Genomic DNA, 18,040 nt, shown 5'->3' with positions numbered 1-18,040 from the left:
ACCGATGACGAGGCGACGTGCCCGGACCCGGTGACGCCGGATCGGGTGCATGAGGTGCTGCAACGCAGCATTTTGGCCGACGGGATGGACCTCGTGCTCGACCTGGAGCGCTCCCGTGGGGCGCATCTGGTCGATGCCCGGGACGGGACCACTTATCTCGACATGTTCACGTTCTTCGCCTCGTCGGCGCTGGGTATGAATCACCCGATGCTCGCCCAAGACGGCGAGTTCCGTGCCGAGCTGACCAGAGCCGCCATCAACAAACCGAGCAATTCCGATATCTACACCGTCGAGATGGCCCGGTTCGTCCGGACATTCGCGCGCGTGCTCGGTGACCCGGCGCTTCCGCATCTGTTCTTCGTGGACGGTGGCGCGCTGGCCGTGGAGAACGCGCTGAAGGTGGCCTTCGACTGGAAGAGCCGCTGGAACGAGGCGCACGGAATCGATCAGGCGTTGGGTACCAAGGTGTTACACCTGCGAGAGGCCTTCCATGGTCGCAGTGGTTACACGATGTCGCTGACCAACACCGACCCCAACAAGGTGGCACGCTTCCCCAAGTTCGACTGGCCGCGGATCGATGCTCCCTACCTGCGCCCGGGTGCCGATATCGGGGAGCTGGAGGCCGCGGCGCTGGCACAGGCGCGTCAGGTTTTTGCCGAAAATCCGCACGACATAGCATGTTTCATTGCCGAGCCGATCCAGGGGGAGGGCGGGGATCATCACTTCCGTCCTCAGTTCTTCCATGCGATGCGCGCGCTGTGTCACGAGAACGACGCGCTGTTCGTCTTCGACGAGGTGCAGACCGGGTGTGGGCTCACCGGAACGGCCTGGGCATTCCAGCAGCTGGGTGTGACTCCCGACATCGTGGCCTTCGGGAAGAAGACACAGGTATGCGGGGTCATGGCGGGTGGACGTGTCGACGAGGTGGCCGACAATGTCTTCGCCGTCAGCTCGCGGATCAACTCGACCTGGGGTGGAAATCTGGTCGACATGGTGCGCTCGCGCCGAATCTTGGAAGTTATTGAGTCACAGCGACTTTTCGAGAACGCGACGCGGATGGGTGAGTACCTGCTCGACCGTCTGCAGACCCTCGCGTTGCGCCATGACGAGATCGGTGATGTCCGAGGCCGCGGATTGATGTGTGCGTTCAGCCTGCCGACCGCGCAGGAACGCGATCGTCTGGTGCAGCGCCTGTGGGACCAGGAGCGGGTCATCCTGCTGCCCAGCGGCAAGAACAGTGTCCGGTTCCGTCCGCCGCTGATCGTCAGCGCAGAGGAAATCGATGCCGCGGTGGCCGCGGTGTCGAGGGTGTTGTCTCACCAGGCGTAAGGGGATTCTTCCCGCGCGGTCCGTAGCGCCGCGGCCCACCATGCCAGTTCGTCGAGCATGGTTTTGGCCGCGGTCTCTGCGTCGCGGCTGTCGATGAGCTGGCCCGCATCGTCGAACTGACTCCACACGCCGTGGAAGCTCACCACGTCCCGGGTGGTTACGGCGTGGAGTTCGGCGAACACGAGCCGCAGCTGCTCGATGGCGCGCAATCCACCGGACATCCCGCCATACGAGGTGAATCCGACGGGTTTGGCCTGCCACTCGCTGTGATGCCAGTCGATCAGGTTCTTCAGCGGGGCGGGGAAGCTGTGGTTGTACTCCGGCGTGACCACGAGGAACGCGTCGGCAATGCGCAACCGTGCGGTCACCTTGGCGAGCTGGGCGGTGTCCTCGGCTTGAGTCCTTCTGGAAAGGTGAAGAGGCAGAGGGTAATCCGCGAGGTCGATGTAACCGGCGTGGAACGACGGATGATGCCGGGCCTTCTCTGCGATCCAATTCGCCACCGTGGGGCCGAACCGACCGTCACGAGTGCTGGCGCAGATCACGGCGAGGCGCAACGGGGTGGTTGACGTGTTCACGCGCCCATCGTCGTACCTAAAGTGCACTCGAGGTCAAGCGGCTTCTTTCCGTCACGCGAGCATCGCGTCGGCGAAGCGCCGCACCGCGGCGATCGCCTCCTGTTCAGCGCCGTCCGATCCGGGGTAGTCGGCGCGAGCCCGCGACTCGATTGTCCCGGTGGCAGGGTCGAGCAGCACCTCGGCGACCATCTCGGCGGTGGTGGGCTCGCAGACGGCCCAGCTGTACCGGCGATCGCGTTCCCAGTCCGTGGTGCGGGCGGTCACGTACTCGGCGTCGTCGACACCAAGCGACGTCAAAGCCGGACGGTCGTCCATGCGTTCGTCGGCGCGCAGGGCGCGCAGGTACCACGCGCCGGCGTTGATCTCGATGGGTTCCATGGCTGCTCCTGTCGCGAGGGTGCACGCACTCAACGAAAAACGCCGAGTGTGGGCACAGGTGCTCACACTCGGCGTTCTTCGTGACGACGTGTTACTTGATCTCGGCGATGACCGTGCCCTGGGTGATGGCGGCGCCGGCCTCGACGCTCAGCCCGGTGATGGTGCCGGCCTTGTGCGCGGTGACGGGGTTCTCCATCTTCATGGCCTCCAGCACCACGATCAGCTCGCCGGCCTCGACCTCCTGGCCTTCCTCGACGGCGACCTTGACGACGGTGCCCTGCATCGGCGCGGTCACCGAGTCGCCGGTGGCGGCACCGCCGCCGTGGCCGCCGCGCTTACGGGCCTTGGGCTTCTTGCGCACCACACCGTTGGCGGCGCCTCCGCCTCCGCCACCGAGCGAGATGTCGCCGGGCAACGATACTTCGAGGCGACGGCCGCCGACCTCGACGACCAGCTTCTGGCGGGGCAGGGCCTCGTCCTCTTCGGCTGCTTCACCGTCAGCGGTGAACGGCTCGACGGTGTTGTCCCACTCGGTCTCGATCCAGCGGGTGTGGACGGTGAAGCCGTCCTCGTCGCCGATGAAGGCGGGATCGGAGACCACCGCGCGGTGGAACGGGATGACGGTGGCCAGGCCCTCGACATTGAACTCGGCCAGCGCGCGGCGCGAACGTGCCAACGCCTCGTTGCGGTCGCGACCGGTGACGATCAGCTTGGCCAGCATCGAGTCGAACTGGCCGCCGATCACCGAACCGGCCTGCACACCGGAGTCCAGGCGCACGCCGGGGCCGGTGGGGGTGTCGTACACCTTGACCGGGCCGGGGGCGGGCAGGAAGTTGCGGCCGGCGTCCTCGCCGTTGATGCGGAACTCGATCGAGTGGCCGCGCGGCTCGGGGTCCTCGGTGAACTGAAGCGCCTCGCCGTTGGCGATCTTGAACTGCTCCAGTACCAGGTCGACGCCCGCGGTCTCCTCGGTGACCGGGTGTTCCACCTGCAGCCGGGTGTTGACCTCGAGGAACGAGATCAGGCCGTCCTGTCCCACCAGGTACTCGACGGTGCCGGCACCGTAGTAACCGGCCTCCTTGCAGATTCGCTTGGCGGACTCGTGGATTTCCTTGCGCTGAGCGTCGGTCAGGAACGGCGCGGGGGCCTCTTCCACCAGCTTCTGGAAGCGGCGCTGCAGCGAGCAGTCGCGGGTACCGGCCACAATGACATTGCCGTGCTGATCGGCGATGACCTGGGCCTCGACGTGGCGCGGCTTGTCCAGGTAGCGCTCCACGAAGCACTCGCCGCGGCCGAAGGCGGCGACGGCCTCACGGGTGGCCGACTCGAACAGCTCGGGAACCTCTTCCAGGGTGCGGGCCACCTTCATGCCGCGACCACCGCCGCCGAAGGCTGCCTTGATGGCGATCGGCAGTCCGTGCTCCTTGGCGAAGGCCACGACCTCGTCGGCGTCCTTGACGGGGTCCGGGGTGCCCGGCACCAGCGGGGCCTGCGCGCGCGCGGCGATGTGGCGGGCCGTGACCTTGTCGCCGAGGTCGCGGATGGACTGCGGGCTGGGCCCGATCCAGATCAGCCCGGCGTCGAGGACGGCCTGGGCGAAGTCGGCGTTTTCCGACAGGAAGCCGTAACCGGGGTGGATGGCGTTGGCGCCGGACTTCTCGGCGGCCTGCAGGATCTTGCCGAAGTCCAGGTAGGACTCGGCGGCGGTGTTGCCGCCGATGCCGAAGGCCTCGTCGGCCAGGTGCACGTGGGGAGCGTCGGCATCGGGCTCGGCGTAGATCGCGACGCTACCCAGGCCAGCGTCCTTGGCCGCGCGGATCACTCGAACCGCAATCTCACCGCGGTTGGCGACGAGTACCTTGCTGATCTTCGAGCTGGCGTGATTGGGCACCGGGGCCTCCTGGATCGTTAGTGCTTATCTTTACCGATTTCTTAAAGTCTCGGCAGTGAGTTTATGCATCCGTGGCATCAAACACACATCCGGGATGGGGTGTGCCGCCCCTGTTTTTACCTACTGACGAGTAGGTCTAGGACAGTCGGCGCTTGATTCGGGCCAGCATCGCCGACATTCCCCGCAGTCGCAGCGGGCTGATCAGCGCGGCCAGGCCGAGGTCGGCATAGAAGTCGTCGGGCACCGCGAGAATCGCGTCGGCCGTTTGACCGTCCAGCCCCTGATGCAGGATTGAGGCGAAGCCGCGCGTTGTCGGTGCCTCCGCCGGCGCACTGAAGTACAGCCGTACCTCGTCGCGGTCACTGGCGTCGACGTCCAGGAACAGCGGTGACTGGCACTCCGGCACGGGCTCCATCGCGGCCTGCTCCAAATGCGGTGGCAAGTCCGGTAATTCACCAGAGAACTCCAGCAGCAGCTGCAGCTTGTCCTGCCCGTCGACGGCCTTGAAGTCGGCGACGATCTCGGCGAGTGCGGCGGGGAGGGTCACTGTGCTTGCGGGGCGGGCACGGCACCGGGCTTGTCACCCTTGACGATCGGGGTGCGGACCCGGTTACCCCACTCGGTCCAGGACCCGTCGTAATTGCGGACGCCCTCGACGCCCAGCAGGTGGGTGAGGACAAACCAGGTGTGGCTGGAACGCTCGCCGATGCGGCAATACGCGACGATGTCGCCGTCGGAGGCGATGACATCGCCGTAGATCTCATCGAGCTCGCCGCGGCGGCGGAACCGGCTGTCTTCCGCGGCGGCCTTGGCCCACGGGATCGAGACGGCGGTAGGGATGTGCCCGCCGCGTAGCGCGCCCTCTTCCGGGTAGTCGGGCATGTGGGTGCGTTCGCCGGTGTACTCCGCGGGGGAACGCACATCGACCAGCGGGCCGTGGCCGAGGTGTGCCAGCACGTCCTCGGCGTATGCGCGGATCGGGGCGTCGTTGCGTTCCACCACCGGATAGCCCTCGGTGTATTTGGACGGGACGTCAAGCGTGGTGTCGCGTCCCTCGGAGATCCACAGATCACGTCCGCCGTCGAGGAGCCGGACGTCGGGGTGGCCGAACAGGGTGAATACCCAGAGGGCGTATGCGGCCCACCAGTTGGACTTGTCGCCATAGATGACCACGGTGTCCTCGCGGCGAATTCCCTTGCGGTTCATCAGCTCTGCGAACTGGACGCCGTCGATGTAGTCCCGGACCGTGCCGTCGTTCAGGTCGACATGCCAGTCGATCTTCACCGCGCCGGGAACGTGCCCGATGTCGTAGAGAAGGACGTCCTCGTCGGACTCCACGATGGACAGACCGGGGGTGCCCAGGTGCCCCGAGAGCCAGTCGGCGGAAACGAGGCGTTCGGGGTGGGCGTAGGCGGCGAATTCGGGGCTGGGGTCGGCCGGGAGGGTCACCCTTTGAGACTAGTCGCGTTCGTGGGCAGTCGGCTCATCGAGCCGCGCGCAGGCTTCCGATCCGCGGTGCGTTGCTGGTCGCGGTGCGAGAATTCGCCAATGCCCGACTGGACCTACCATCCGCTGAGCCCGATCGCGTCGTCGGTTTTCGGTGAGCGCAGGACGCGGGTGTGGGCGATGAAGGTGCTGGCGGTGCTGGTGACGCGCGCCGGGGGCAGGCGCTGGATTCCACGGGTGTTCGATCATCCGCCGATTCCGCCGCGATGGGAGGGCCGGTTCGGTGCGACGGTCCCGCCTTCGATCGCGCGCGAGGCCGTGGCGGTGTTGCCGGTACAGGGTGCGAGCGTCGTGGAGATCGGTCCCGTCGACGCCGACGATGTGGAGGCGGTGCGTCGGGCGAGTGCCGATCGCAGATGCCGGGTCACCGCGGTCGCCTCCACACCTCAGGTGGCCGAGGCGGTGGCGCCCTACGTGGATGCGGTGTCACTGTCCGGCGACACCGCAGTCGTCAGGCTCACCGAGTCCTCAATCGACACGGCGGTCCGCGCGCTGTCCGACCCGGCGGCGATGGTGCTTGCCACCCCGCAGGTTCTGATCGCCGCCGGGCCGGGCTGGTTCAACCGGGTGATCGAGGCCGGCACCGCGACCGAGCCACCGAAGACGTTGCGGGATATCGGGTTCGACCCACGCGGTTGGCCCGCATGGGTATGGGGCGTGCTGGTCGGCCTGGGCCTGATCGTCGCGGGCGTCGGTGCGGCCGCCATCGCATTGGGGCCGGTGCTGTTGTGGTACGACCGCGACTACCTGGGCTTGTCCGTGGGCGACCTGAACGGGATCAACCACCATCTGGTGGGGTTTTTGCAGCACGACCGTATAACCATGGCGGGCAACATGATTGGTATAGGTACTCTGTACCTCGGGCTGGCCTCGGGCGGGATCAGGGAAGGGCACCGGTGGGCACGCAACGCCTTGCTGATGTCCGGGCTGATCGCGTTCCTGACGTACTTCTACTTCGTGGTCACAGGGTTCCTCGAACCGCTGCACACGCTGGTGATGGTCGTGCTGTTCCCCATGCTGCTGCTGGCGGTGTGGCGCGCTCCGTCCGTTGTACATTGGCCGCCGATCGTCGAGGGGCCGGAATCGCAGCGGCGGCGGGCTTTGTGGGGGCAGCTGCTCATGATCGGTGTCGGCGGGGGACTCTTCGTTGCCGGTGCGGTGATTTCGACGGTGGGCCTGACATCGGTGTTCGTCCCCACCGATCTGGACTTCCTCGGCACCAGCTTCGAGGCGCTGCATGCCGCCGATGAGCACCTGCCGTCTTTCATCGCGCACGACCGCGCGGGGTTCGGCGGTGCACTGATGGGTGCCGGGTTGGCGGTGCTTCTGATCAGCCTGTGGGGCTGGCGCCGTGGCGAGCGCTGGGTGTGGTGGTCCCTACTGGCCGGATGTGCGTTCGGCACGGCGCCGGTCCTGGCGATCCATTTCGCCATCGGGTACACGCATTTCGAGCACCTGCTGCCGGTGTACGTCCTCGTGGTCGTGACGGTGGCCGCCCTTGCGTTGTCGAGGGCGTACCTCACCGCCGCTCCCGGTCAGTCGCCGCGCATCAATCGGTAGGTGGTGACCACCTCGCCGCGCTCGTCGCTGGCATCCAGAGCACGACGCCACATCGACTGGGCGGCATGAGACAACGTGGCATCGACACCGACCTCCTCGCTGGCATCGATGATGTGCTGGGCGCCGGCGTCCATCATCTTGAGCGCTGCGACATCCTCCCAGCCGCCCGTTGCCTTGGCGGCCGCCGCGAATTGCACGATGAAGTCCTTCATCGAGTCCATGAATTTCACGGCGTAGCCGGTGTACCGGTCCGGATCTCCGCCGGCGCGCTGCACCATGGCCAGCGCCTGCTGGAAGGAGAGTAGGAGTGGGTGGAACAGGGTAAGGCCCGCTTGGTAATAGACCTGCGAGAAGCCGTAGTCGGGGCCCACGTAGTGCACGGGGCTCAACGTGTTGAGCAGGCCATCGTATTCGGTGACGAGGCCCTGCGGACCACTGACGATGAGATACGAGAGCGGATGGGAGATGTCGTCGCCCTGCGACATGTATCCGGCGGATAGAAACGCTGCGCCGCGGTCGGTCACCCAGGCGGCTCCCGCCCGTGCCTTCTCTGGGGAGTCGGAGGACAGGTTGACGATCGTCTTGCCGGTGAGTTCGGAGACGGCTTGTCCCAGTACGTCGTACATCGCGGAATAGTGGGTAAGGCTGATCAGCGTGACGGCACCCGCGTTGAGTGCGTCGGCCACGGTGGAGGCCTTCCGTGCGCCGAGTTCCACCATGGCATCGGCCTTACCCGGGCTGCGATTCCATACAGTGACCTCGTACCCCGCCTCCACGAGTGACTTGACGGTGGACTGTCCCATGGGCCCCAGCCCGATCACGGTGACCTTTTTCGCATCAGACATATTGTGTCCCTTTCACATTGGCTGTGTCGAAGCCAATGGTGGCGGGATCGGTAGGATCGCGCTAGAACGCACTTTGTGGTGGGTCACTTACCGCGAGGTTGGAAATATCGTCAGGAGGCCGCCGTGACCGCCAGTGGTGACTCAGATCATGTGTGTGGCATGTCTCTTGCCATCGACGCCGTCGGCGGCAAGTGGAAGTTGCACCTGATGTGGGTGCTGGTCGAGGGGCCGGTGCGTTTCGGTGAGATCCGCCGCAAGCTTGACGGGGTGAGCGAGAAGGTGTTGTCGGAGAATCTCCGTCAGATGGAGACCAGCGGCATCGTGCATCGCGAGCTCTATCCGGAGATTCCCCCGCGGGTCGAATACTCGTTGACGGCGCTCGGCAAGGAACTGAGCGTGGCCTTGGAGCCGCTCGAGCGGTGGGGCGACAAGAACCGCACCGAACTGTTCGGCCGAAACTGTTAGCAGATGCGGTGTGGCCCGCAGGTGAAGATGTCGATGTTGTTGACGGACAAGTGGAGTCAGTCGGGCGGCGTTAGTTCGCCGACCTCGGCGACGATCTCCAGTGACCGCAGCTGCAACTTCCGGTCGGGCGCATTGGGCACCACGATCAGCTCGTCGGCATCGGCCAATTGCGCAAAATCATCCAGGTACGCACGCACTTCATCGGGGGTCCCTACGGCGAAGTACTTGGTCATCGACTGAATCTGTCGTCCGGCCGGTGACTCCAGCGCGGCGAGTGCCTCCTCGTCGGTCAGGCGCGGGCCGCCGCTGCGATGGAGGAACAGTTTGGCGCGCTCGATCAGTGCCGCCCGGTGCTGATCCCGTGCGGTGGCCTCGTCGTCCGCGGCGATCACGTTGACCCCCGCGATGACATACGGCGCGTCGAGTTGTTCGGACGGCTGGAACTCCCGGCGATACAGCGCCACGGCGTCCTGCAGTGCCGGAGGCGCGAAATGCGAGGCGAAGCCATAGGGCAGGCCCAATACCGCCGCCAGCTTCGCGCCGAACAGCGAAGACCCCAGGATGTAGAGCGGTACCTGCGTCCCGTGCCCGGGAGTCGCAGTCACGCCCGGAACGCGGCTCTGCTCGCCCAAGTATGCCTGGAGTTCCAGAACGTCCTGCGGGAAGTGCTCGGCAGCGCTCGGGTCATGCCGCAGCGCGCGCAGTGTCACCTGATCTGTCCCGGGTGCACGGCCGAGTCCGAGGTCGATGCGGCCCGGGTGCAGGGTTTCCAGCGTGCCGAACTGCTCGGCGATCTGCAGTGGGGAGTGGTTGGGCAGCATGATGCCGCCGGCGCCGAGCCGGATGGTCGACGTCTGGGTGGCAACGTGGCCGATCAGGACGCTTGTCGCCGAGGAGGCGATGGACCGCATGTTGTGGTGCTCGGCGTACCAGACGCGGTGAAATCCCAGCGCTTCGGCATGCCGGGCAATCTCGACACTGGCTGCGAAGCTCTCGGCCACCGTCTCGTGGGGCCCTACCCGCGCCAGATCCAGTATCGATAGAGGTCTTGCCACGAACTAGAGCAACTCGCGGTGTTTCTTCGCTATTCCCCCGAGGGACGCACCATAGAAGGTACAAACGGGTGGTGCCCTTCACTCCGACCGCAGCGGAACTGGCGGGTGCTCTCGCCGAACTGCTCGACGACCTCCAATCGGAGCTGCCCTCCTCCTCGGTGCATCGCGCGCGCGTCGGTGCCAACATCGCGAGGATTCTGCAGCGAGAACTGACCGCGAGCGCCACACCACCTGCCGAGGATCTCTCCTGGGAGGAACTGGTCCGTTCGGTGCGCGCTGAGCTCGCGGTGGTCAAACCCGGATATGACGCCTGGGAGGGGCGATGACCGACCTGGCCGAGGGTTTCGCCCGTTATCTGTACGACGAATTCGGCAAGCAGTTCGAGGTGTCGGGTGTGGTCGGGGTGTCTGCGGGTGCGCGCCGGAGGAATGTGCTGCTGGATGCCACCTCCGGCGGTGAGACGCTTGAGCTGGTGGCGACCATCGTGCCGGCGGTCGTGCAACAGGTGCCGGTGAGCAGTGAGGCCGGAGTGCGTGAGCTGGCGCGCAGCAACGGTGTTCCGGTGCCGCGGGTGCGCGGCGTCTGTGCCGAGTCGACTTATTTGGGCTCGCCCTTCATGATTTCCGAACGAATTGCGGGGGAGACGGTGCCGCGCAAGGTGCTTCGATTGGTGCAGTCCCAGGGCATCGACGATCTGGTGGCAAGCCAGCTCGGCGCGGCCATGGGCAGGTTGCACGGGATCGATCCGGCGAAGGCGCCTCCCGACCTGCCGGGCGATCCTGAGGCAGAGCCCGCGGTTGTCCTGTTGGAGCAGATGCGGGAGGGAGTGGCGGCGCTGCTCCCGGATCGGCCGGTGTTTCAGCGCACTCTGTCCTGGTTGACCGAGCGCATGCCAGGGCCTCCGCCTCGGCGATGCCTTGTGCACACCGATATTCGCAACGGAAACGTCATCGTCGGCGAGAACGGGTTGCGCGCTGTACTGGATTGGGAGGGAACCACCCGATTCGGCGACCCCATGCGCGACGTCGGATGGACTGCGCTGCGCATGTGGCGGTTCGGTCTCGACGACCGTGAGTTCGGCGGGTTCGCGGGTCGTGAGGTCTTCGTGCGCGCGTACGAAGAGGCCGGTGGAACCTTCGATCTCGATCGGTTCCAGTGGTGGAAGGTGCTGGGCACCCTGTGGTGGGGCGTGGGCCTTGCCGCACAAGCCAAGTCGTACCTGGACGGGAGCGTGCGCGACATCGTGATGGCGGCCAGTGGGCGCCGGATTCCCGAGATCGAGTGGGACCTGTTGATGTTGACGAAGCCGTAGGTACCGGAAGGAACCAGATGAATTTCGAACTACCCTCCGAGCTTGTCGACTATCTGGCCGAACTCGACGATTTCATCGAGCGTGAGATCGTTCCGCTCGAACAAGCCGATGACAACATCAGATTCTTCGATCACCGGCGAGAAGACGCCCGAACCGACTGGGAACGTGGCGGTCTGCCCAACGGACAGTGGGAGGAGTTACTCGGGGAGGCGCGTCGGCGTGCCGATGCGGCGGGCCACTTTCGGTACCCGTTCCCCCGGGAGTTCGGCGGGCGGGACGGGTCAAATCTGGGCATGGCGGTCATCCGTGAGCACCTGGCGCGTCGCGGCCTCGGGCTGCATTGCGACCTGCAAAACGAGCACGCCATCGTCGGCAACAACGTGGGACTGCTCCTCATGCTGGAATACGGTTCGGCAGAGCAGAAGTCCGAGTGGGTGGAGGGACTGGCCAACGGAACCAAGTTCTTCGCGTTCGGCATCACCGAGCCGGAGCACGGCTCCGATGCCACCCATATGGAGACGCGGGCCGTGCGCGACGGCGACGGCTGGGTCATCAACGGAGAAAAGACCTGGAACACCGGTGTGCACATCGCCGACGCCGACCTGATCTTCGCCCGTACCTCCGGTGGTCCCGGTGATGGTCGCGGCATCACCGCGTTCCTGGTGCCCGCGGACGCGCCCGGATTCAGGGTCGAGGAGTACCTGTGGACCTTCAACATGCCGACCGATCATGCTCATATATCCCTGACCGACGTGCGGGTGCCCGACTCGGCGATCTTCGGCGGAGAGGGACGCGGGCTGGGTGTCGTGCAGCACTTCTTCAACGAGAACCGGATCAGACAGGCCGCCTCCAGCCTGGGTGCGGCACAGTTCTGCATCGACCGGTCTGTCGAATACGCCAAGGAGCGCAAACCCTTTGGAAAGCCGCTGGCATCCAACCAGGCGATCCAATTCCCACTCGTCGAGCTGCAGACGCAGTGCGAGATGCTGCGCGCGCTGATCCACAAGACGGCCTGGTCCATGGACACCTATGGCCCCTTCTCGGTCTCCGAGCAGGTGTCGATGTGCAACTACGTAGCCAACCGGTTGTGTTGTGAAGCCGCAGACCGTGCCATGCAGGTGCACGGTGGGATGGGATATTCGCGCCACATGCCGTTCGAGCACATCTACCGCCACCATCGGCGTTACCGGATCACCGAGGGCGCCGAGGAGATCCAGATGCGTAGGGTGGCCGGGTACATGTTCGGCTTCATGAGTCAGAAGGCACCCAAGGGGGTCTAGTGGTAGAGGCGTCGCCACCGCCGGTTGTCGTGGTCATGGGCGTTGCTGGAGTGGGAAAGACCACGGTGGCGCGCCTGCTCGCACAGCGGTTGGGTGCCCCGTACGCCGAGGCCGACGACTTCCACCCGGAGGCGAACATCGCCAAGATGTCGGCAGGAATCCCGCTGGACGACGATGATCGATGGCCATGGCTGCGGCAGATTGCCGAATGGATGTCCGAGCGTGGGCGCGAGGGCGCCGGTGGGGTCATCACCTGCTCGGCGCTCAAACGTCGCTACCGCGACGTGCTGCGTGCGGGGTACCCGGACGCCTTCTTCGTCCATCTGTCCGGGGACCGTGTTCTCATCGGCGACCGAATGTCCCATCGCGCAGGACATTTCATGCCGACATCGTTGCTCGATTCGCAGTACGACATTCTCGAACCGTTGCAGCCCGATGAGCGAGGTGCGGTGCTGGACGTCAGCGCCGGGCCGGATGAACTGGTGGCAGAGGCGTTGAGGCAGCTCGGCGCATGAACGCCTGCGTGCTGTTGTTGGCCGACCCGGCGAAGGTTCCGCACACCACCAGCGATGCTCGGCTGCTGGCCGCCGTGGTGCTGAGCATCGGAGTGATCATCCTGCTGATCACCCGGCTCAAACTGCATCCGTTCCTGGCACTGTTGTTGGGGTCGGGAACGCTCGCCGCCGTCGCGAGTGTTCCCTTCGACAAACTACTCGGATCCTTTGTGGCGGGCTTCGGCTCGACCATCGCCGGTGTGGGACTGCTCATCGGTTTGGGGGCGATGCTCGGACGCCTGTTGGCCGACTCCGGCGGTGCCAATATCGTGGCCGATGCGGTGCTCGCCCGGTCCAGTTCACGCATGCTGCCGTGGGCAGTGGCGTTGATAGCGGCGGTGCTGGGCCTACCGCTGTTCTTCGAAGTAGGTGTGGTGCTGCTGATTCCGATCGTGCTGTTGGTGGCGCGCCGGGGAAATGTGCCGCTACTGAGGGTGGGGATCCCTGCGCTGGCCGGCCTGTCGGTATTGCATGGATTGGTTCCCCCGCATCCGGGTCCGCTGGTGGCGGTGGACGCGCTGAAAGCGGACTTGGGTATCACCCTGGCGCTGGGGCTCCTGGCGGCGGTGCCCACCTTGATCGTCGCGGGGCCTCTCTATGCCCGGGTCGCCGAACGCTGGGTGGGGCCGTTGGAGATTCCCACTGCGACGGCGCCCGAGGTCGAGCGCAAGGGGCCCGCTCCGAGCGTCGTCGCAGTGCTGGCGACGATCTTGCTACCGGTGACACTGATGCTGGCGAAGGCGCTTTCGGATGTGGTGATCGACAATCCGAAATCCTTGGTGCAGAGGATTTTCGACGCATTCGGCGCACCGCTGGTGGCGCTGCTGGCAGCGACGCTGGTGGCGATGGTGACATTGGGTCGAGCCTCGGGTCTTGACCGTATCGGTGTCTCGGGCGTCATCGAGAAATCGCTGGGCCCCATCGCGGGAATCGTGTTCATCGTCGGTGCGGGAGGCGGATTCAAGCAGACCCTGATCGACGTGGGCGTGGGTGACGCGGTAAGCACCTGGTCGGAGAAATGGCAGATCCCTGCGCTGGTGCTGGGTTGGCTGATCGCCGTGCTCATCCGGCTGGCCACCGGCTCGGCGACGGTGGCCACCATTACCGCGGCCGGCATTGTCTCCCCGCTCGCGGCCGACATGCCCTCGGCACATGTGGCGCTGCTGGTGTTGGCGATAGGTGCGGGGTCTCTGTTCTTCTCCCACGTCAACGATGCCGGATTCTGGTTGGTGAAAGAGTATTTCGGGATGACGGTGGGGCAGACCCTCAAATCGTGGTCGGTGATGGAAACGCTGATCTCGGTGGTCGGATTCGCGATGGTGCTGCTGCTCAGCGCCGTCGTCTAGCTCTTCGTCGCGCTGATGAACTGTGACAGGCCGCGGATTTCCTGTTCGATCTCCTGAAAACCCTTGTCGCGCAGCACCGAGGTGATGTCGGATCGGTCGAAACCGTGCAGGCCACCGCGGGCCGCCAGCGTGACCGAGGCCGACCGCAATGCTGCGGGGCCACGGGTGCAACTGGTCATCACCGCGATACGGCCCCCCGGCGCCAACACCCGGATCATCTCGTCGAGAACCTTGAAGGGTTCGGGCACCAAGTACAGCGCGGCAAAGCAGCACACCGCATCAAAGCTCCCGTCATCGAACGGTAGCGTCCGGGCATCCGCACGCAGGTAGGCCACGCCGTCGGCGGCATTGACCCGGACCGCCCGGCGCAGCATGGGTTCGGAGAAATCGAGTCCGACCGCAAGGGCATCCGGATTCAATTGCCGTCCCAGGTATTTGGTGAAGTTTCCGGGCCCGCATGCGACATCCAGGAGCCGACCGGTACCGGTGAGGCGCAGTGCGGTCGCTGCGCGGCGTCGTTCGGCGGACGGGGTGATGCCGGTGTAGGCGACGGTCTGCCCCCAGCGCCACGGCCCTTCGTAGACCGCGGCCACCAGCGGATTGTTCATGGCGCGTTGGGCGCTGCGCTGGGGCTGATCCGATGGCGGTGGCAACAGATCGAGGTACCCGGCCGAGCAATGCACGCCACCACTGAGTGCTTGGGGACGGACGATCTCGCGGAGCCGATCCAATGCCGCCGTCGTCGTCATTGGGCCTGCCGGACGCGGTCGTCGTCGCGAAGATGCTGGGCGAAGAAGGCGTAGACCCGTTGCCATGCATGGGTTTCGGCCTCGGCGGAGTACCCGAATCCGGCGATGCGCATCAGCGGTTGCATCGGCAGCTGATTGGCGAAGCTGTGCCCCGCGTCATAGGTCTTGATGTCGTGCTCGACGCCATGGGCATCCAGCGCCTTACGCAACCGCGGCTCGCCGCGAATCACGAAGGGGTCGCGCCTCGCCAGACTCGCGACGACGGGACATGACTCTTCGAAGTGGTCCCCGTAGGGGCCGGGCATCGCGCCGTAGAAGGGAGCGGCGGCGTCGAACCCCTTGGTGGCGGTGATCAGCACGAAACCACCGCCCATGCAGAAGCCGGCCACTCCGACCGAGGATGTGGTGTAGGGCAAGGCTTCGGCGTACTCGCGCGCGGCCAGTACCTCCTCGACAGCGCGGCCACGCCGGGTCGCGAGATTGGTCAAGACCCTGGCTATGCAACGGATCCGGCCACGGGAGTACAGGTCGGGGGCCAGGGCCACGTAGCCGTTGGCCGCCACGTTCTTGGTGATGCGGCGCAGATCGGGGGTCGACCCGTTGATGTCGTGCAGTACGACGATCGAGGGCCAGGGCCCGTCGCCCCCGGGCTTCTCCAGGATCGCGTCGATCTCGCCGCTGGGCGTGGGTATGCGGATGTCGGTCATGCCTGCCTGGCCTCCGTGACATAATTGCTTAACGCTGACGTCAAATTAAATGAAAGGTAGGCTGCGGCGCGATGTCTGTCAATGCCCGGCGGTCCAGGGGGCGCCCGCCCCAAACCGACGAGCAGCGCGCCACCACACGCGCCCGCATCCTGGCGGCTGCGGGCGCGGTCTACGCCGAGTACGGCTACCGGGGCACCACCGTCGCGCGTATCGCCGAGCGCGCGGAGCTGTCGAAACCCACCTTCTACACGTTCTTCGACGGTGTGGCCGAAGCGATCACGGCGCTGGTCACGGAGAGCCAACAGCAGATGCTGGCGCAATGGGAGCCGGTGGCCAACGTCGGCGGCGACTTGGTCGAGCAGGTCAGTGCGGGTCTGGATACATACCTGCAGACCGCCGAACGCGGCCGCGACTCATGGCTCGTCTTCCATGTCGAACAAAACGATCCCTCCTCGCCGGCGCGCCGGTTGCGGACCGCGTACGAGAAGCGCCTCATCGAGGTCATGCGGCAGGCCCTGGTCGCGAGCGGAAGGCCCGCACCCACCGCGGAGACGTCGGCCGTGTTGATGGCCAGCATGCAGGCGGGCTGCTATCGGTACCTGTCCACACCCGAGGCCGGTCGTCCGGCGGTGCGTGCCGCGATGCTGCGCAGCGCGCTGGCGCTGGTGGGTACGCCGCAGGACTGGCGCGACGTTGCCGAGCGCCCCGACCTGTTCGACGAGGGCTAGATGCTCAGGTATTGCGGCGCCAACACAATGGAGTACAGGATTGTCCGGTAGGCGCGCGTCGGATCGGTAACCCATTGGCTCACCAGGAAATACAGCGTTTGAGTGCCGTCGCTGTTCATGGTGATCTTGACGACCTGCGGTCCGTATGGTTGCAGCAGCTTGTGTGGGTCGCGGGAGATGAATGGGTCGTCCGGCCGCGGGTCGGACGGATCGTTGCGGATGAGGACGGTCATGGGCTCGCTGACCAGTTCCTGTGGAGTCCGGAAGAGCTTGAGACCGATATGCGCATCGCCCGAACCGTTCGCATCGAGCAGTCCGAAACCGCCTGCGGGCAGGGCGAACAACTGGTTCTCCCGATCTCCGCCGCCCTTGATCTCTCCGACCTTCTCCCATGCCGACGAGTCCAGAAATGCCGGATCGTCGATCGGAGGGGTGAGCCACGCGAAACGTGGTGCCCAGGGGCCGGTTCCGACGTTTCCCGCCACCAGCATCCGTCGGCCCGGCGCGGCAACCCCACTCGGTTGGGAGATGCCAGCCATGACGCCCATCGGCCGGTAGGACGACTTGCCCGGCTCACTGACGTCGTACACGGTCGTGTCGGCAGACACGAAGGTGCTGCACCCGGGCGAGGGAATGCAGGAGGCGAACAACAGCGACCGGTGTGCCAACTCCGCCGACCCGGTGGGCAGCAGCCGGGCGCCGTCTTGTGCGTCCGCGGGCAGCACAAGGGGTTTGGAACGCCCGCCCAGTGCAACCGACGGGCTCGCGGGATCGACGGGTATCAACTGAATGCCGTCGCCGGTGTTGAGGTAGTCGCCGGTCCACAGACAGGCACCACGGTTGGTGTGCACACCGAGGTCGAAGGAATCGTCGCGGCAGGCGGCTTGGAAGCTGGCATTGACCGACGCCATGTGCGGAATCGGGTTGCCCTGGGCATCCTTGAACTCCTGCTGCTGAGTGGGTCCGACCATCAGCAGGGAGTCGACCAGTGCCACCATGTGTGGCGGCAGCGGGGTCACGGTGGGCGTGTCCGGATGGAACGGCTTTGGTGGCACATGCTTTTCGTGGCGAACCCACAGCGACGAGGCGGACAGGCCGAGCTTGTCCAGCAGCCGACCGACCAGCGGCACGCTGACCCCGATCACGTTCGACGGATCGCCGTCGATGCCGTCGACGAACCAGCTTCCCAGGCCGTCGAGCGTGAATGCCCCGGCCACCTGGAGCGGCTCGCCCGTGGCCAGGTACGCCTCGAGATCCTCGGCCGAAGGCGAACCGAAACGCACAGTGGTCGAGCGTGTTTCACTCACGCGCGCGACAGGCTTGCCGTCGATGACCCGTACCAGACAGTGTCCGGTGAGCAGCTCGGCTGAGCGTCCGGCCATCAGGGCCCAGCGGCGCCGCGCCTCCTCGACGGTTCCCGGCTTGCCCTGCAACGAGCCGTCGAGCAGGAGCAGCGAATCGCAACCCAGCACCACCGCGTCGGCAGCCACCTCACCGGCGAGGGTCGTGGCGACGTCAAAGGCCTTGGCACAGGCCAGCACCTCTACGGCACGTGCCGGGGTGGTGCCCGAGGGCTGCGTCGCCATGACGAGATGTTCGTCGACATGCGACACGATGACGACCGGATTGAGACCGGCCTGCTCCAGGATCCGCTCGCGAGCCGGTGACGCGGAAGCCAGGACAAAGGCGGACGAACCGCTTGCGCGAAGACCAGGAGTCACGCGCGGAACTCTACTGTCCGCCCGTCTCTACGTGAC

General features: G+C 65.8%; 19 protein-coding genes. 9 read left to right on the top strand and 10 right to left on the bottom strand.

The window, feature by feature from the left end; translation table 11 throughout:
• Positions 1-30 precede the first annotated feature (30 nt).
• Positions 31-1,329 (top strand): L-lysine 6-transaminase, encoded by a 1,299-nt coding sequence (gene lat / locus MYCSP_RS17050; protein WP_209435443.1) that lies wholly within the window; start codon positions 31-33, stop codon positions 1,327-1,329.
• Here lat and MYCSP_RS17045 read toward each other — a convergent pair.
• From MYCSP_RS17045 to MYCSP_RS17025, 5 genes are all read right to left on the bottom strand, one after another.
• Positions 1,317-1,907, bottom strand: coding sequence for an NADPH-dependent FMN reductase (locus MYCSP_RS17045; RefSeq protein WP_083016235.1), 591 nt, complete (start codon positions 1,905-1,907; stop codon positions 1,317-1,319). The genes lat and MYCSP_RS17045 overlap by 13 nt on opposite strands.
• Before the next feature lie 51 nt (positions 1,908-1,958).
• Positions 1,959-2,285 (bottom strand): hypothetical protein, encoded by a 327-nt coding sequence (locus tag MYCSP_RS17040; RefSeq protein ID WP_088414465.1) that lies wholly within the window; start codon positions 2,283-2,285, stop codon positions 1,959-1,961.
• A 91-nt stretch (positions 2,286-2,376) separates the two neighbouring features.
• The gene (locus tag MYCSP_RS17035; protein WP_070909521.1) at positions 2,377-4,176 is read right to left on the bottom strand and encodes an acetyl/propionyl/methylcrotonyl-CoA carboxylase subunit alpha; all 1,800 of its coding nucleotides are present in this window, start codon (positions 4,174-4,176) and stop codon (positions 2,377-2,379) included.
• A 136-nt stretch (positions 4,177-4,312) separates the two neighbouring features.
• Positions 4,313-4,723 carry a SufE family protein gene (locus tag MYCSP_RS17030; RefSeq protein WP_070909522.1) on the bottom strand — a complete coding sequence of 137 codons (411 nt, stop codon included), beginning with the start codon at positions 4,721-4,723 and terminating at the stop codon, positions 4,313-4,315.
• Complete coding sequence (locus MYCSP_RS17025) at positions 4,720-5,625, bottom strand: sulfurtransferase (protein WP_070909523.1); 906 nt, start codon at positions 5,623-5,625, stop codon at positions 4,720-4,722. Before MYCSP_RS17025 ends, MYCSP_RS17030 begins: the two co-directional genes overlap by 4 nt.
• A gap of 99 nt (positions 5,626-5,724) precedes the next feature.
• On the opposite strand from MYCSP_RS17025, the gene MYCSP_RS17020 reads away from it, so the two are divergent.
• On the top strand, positions 5,725-7,242 hold the full coding sequence (locus MYCSP_RS17020) for a hypothetical protein (protein ID WP_088414463.1): 1,518 nt from the start codon (positions 5,725-5,727) through the stop codon (positions 7,240-7,242).
• Here MYCSP_RS17020 and MYCSP_RS17015 read toward each other — a convergent pair.
• Positions 7,218-8,087, bottom strand: coding sequence for an NAD(P)-dependent oxidoreductase (locus MYCSP_RS17015; RefSeq protein ID WP_070909525.1), 870 nt, complete (start codon positions 8,085-8,087; stop codon positions 7,218-7,220). The two genes, MYCSP_RS17020 and MYCSP_RS17015, sit on opposite strands and share 25 nt — an antisense overlap.
• A 123-nt stretch (positions 8,088-8,210) precedes the next feature.
• On the opposite strand from MYCSP_RS17015, the gene MYCSP_RS17010 reads away from it, so the two are divergent.
• The gene (locus MYCSP_RS17010) at positions 8,211-8,552 is read left to right on the top strand and encodes a winged helix-turn-helix transcriptional regulator (protein WP_070909526.1); all 342 of its coding nucleotides are present in this window, start codon (positions 8,211-8,213) and stop codon (positions 8,550-8,552) included.
• Between the two features lie 56 nt (positions 8,553-8,608).
• Here the strand turns inward: MYCSP_RS17010 and MYCSP_RS17005 are convergent, their stop codons facing one another.
• Complete coding sequence (locus MYCSP_RS17005) at positions 8,609-9,607, bottom strand: LLM class flavin-dependent oxidoreductase (protein WP_070909527.1); 999 nt, start codon at positions 9,605-9,607, stop codon at positions 8,609-8,611.
• A gap of 71 nt (positions 9,608-9,678) precedes the next feature.
• On the opposite strand from MYCSP_RS17005, the gene MYCSP_RS17000 reads away from it, so the two are divergent.
• The 5 genes from MYCSP_RS17000 to MYCSP_RS16980 are packed head-to-tail and all read left to right on the top strand — an operon-like array spanning position 9,679 to position 14,099.
• Positions 9,679-9,933, top strand: coding sequence for a hypothetical protein (locus MYCSP_RS17000; RefSeq protein WP_070910046.1), 255 nt, complete (start codon positions 9,679-9,681; stop codon positions 9,931-9,933).
• On the top strand, positions 9,930-10,919 hold the full coding sequence (locus MYCSP_RS16995; RefSeq protein ID WP_070909528.1) for a phosphotransferase family protein: 990 nt from the start codon (positions 9,930-9,932) through the stop codon (positions 10,917-10,919). The genes MYCSP_RS17000 and MYCSP_RS16995 overlap by 4 nt, the downstream gene beginning before the upstream one ends.
• Before the next feature lie 17 nt (positions 10,920-10,936).
• Entirely contained in the window at positions 10,937-12,199 is a 1,263-nt protein-coding gene (locus tag MYCSP_RS16990; protein WP_083013656.1) for an acyl-CoA dehydrogenase family protein, read from the top strand.
• A gap of 35 nt (positions 12,200-12,234) precedes the next feature.
• Entirely contained in the window at positions 12,235-12,714 is a 480-nt protein-coding gene (locus tag MYCSP_RS16985; RefSeq protein ID WP_165757444.1) for a gluconokinase, read from the top strand.
• On the top strand, positions 12,711-14,099 hold the full coding sequence (locus MYCSP_RS16980; protein ID WP_088414461.1) for a GntP family permease: 1,389 nt from the start codon (positions 12,711-12,713) through the stop codon (positions 14,097-14,099). Before MYCSP_RS16985 ends, MYCSP_RS16980 begins: the two co-directional genes overlap by 4 nt.
• Here MYCSP_RS16980 and MYCSP_RS16975 read toward each other — a convergent pair.
• Complete coding sequence (locus MYCSP_RS16975; protein ID WP_088414459.1) at positions 14,096-14,848, bottom strand: class I SAM-dependent methyltransferase; 753 nt, start codon at positions 14,846-14,848, stop codon at positions 14,096-14,098. The genes MYCSP_RS16980 and MYCSP_RS16975 overlap by 4 nt on opposite strands.
• Positions 14,845-15,555 (bottom strand): dienelactone hydrolase family protein, encoded by a 711-nt coding sequence (locus tag MYCSP_RS16970; RefSeq protein ID WP_088414457.1) that lies wholly within the window; start codon positions 15,553-15,555, stop codon positions 14,845-14,847. The genes MYCSP_RS16975 and MYCSP_RS16970 overlap by 4 nt, the downstream gene beginning before the upstream one ends.
• 71 nt (positions 15,556-15,626) lie before the next feature.
• On the opposite strand from MYCSP_RS16970, the gene MYCSP_RS16965 reads away from it, so the two are divergent.
• Complete coding sequence (locus MYCSP_RS16965) at positions 15,627-16,283, top strand: TetR/AcrR family transcriptional regulator (protein ID WP_088414455.1); 657 nt, start codon at positions 15,627-15,629, stop codon at positions 16,281-16,283.
• Here the strand turns inward: MYCSP_RS16965 and MYCSP_RS16960 are convergent.
• On the bottom strand, positions 16,280-18,004 hold the full coding sequence (locus MYCSP_RS16960; RefSeq protein WP_088414453.1) for a Maf family protein: 1,725 nt from the start codon (positions 18,002-18,004) through the stop codon (positions 16,280-16,282). The genes MYCSP_RS16965 and MYCSP_RS16960 overlap by 4 nt on opposite strands.
• Positions 18,005-18,040: the final 36 nt, after the last annotated feature.

This window comes from Mycobacteroides saopaulense, from assembly GCF_001456355.1.
Taxonomy (GTDB): domain Bacteria; phylum Actinomycetota; class Actinomycetes; order Mycobacteriales; family Mycobacteriaceae; genus Mycobacterium; species Mycobacterium saopaulense.
The sequence above is the reverse complement of the archived record's forward strand: the minus strand, read 5'-3'. Positions and strand labels throughout refer to the sequence as shown.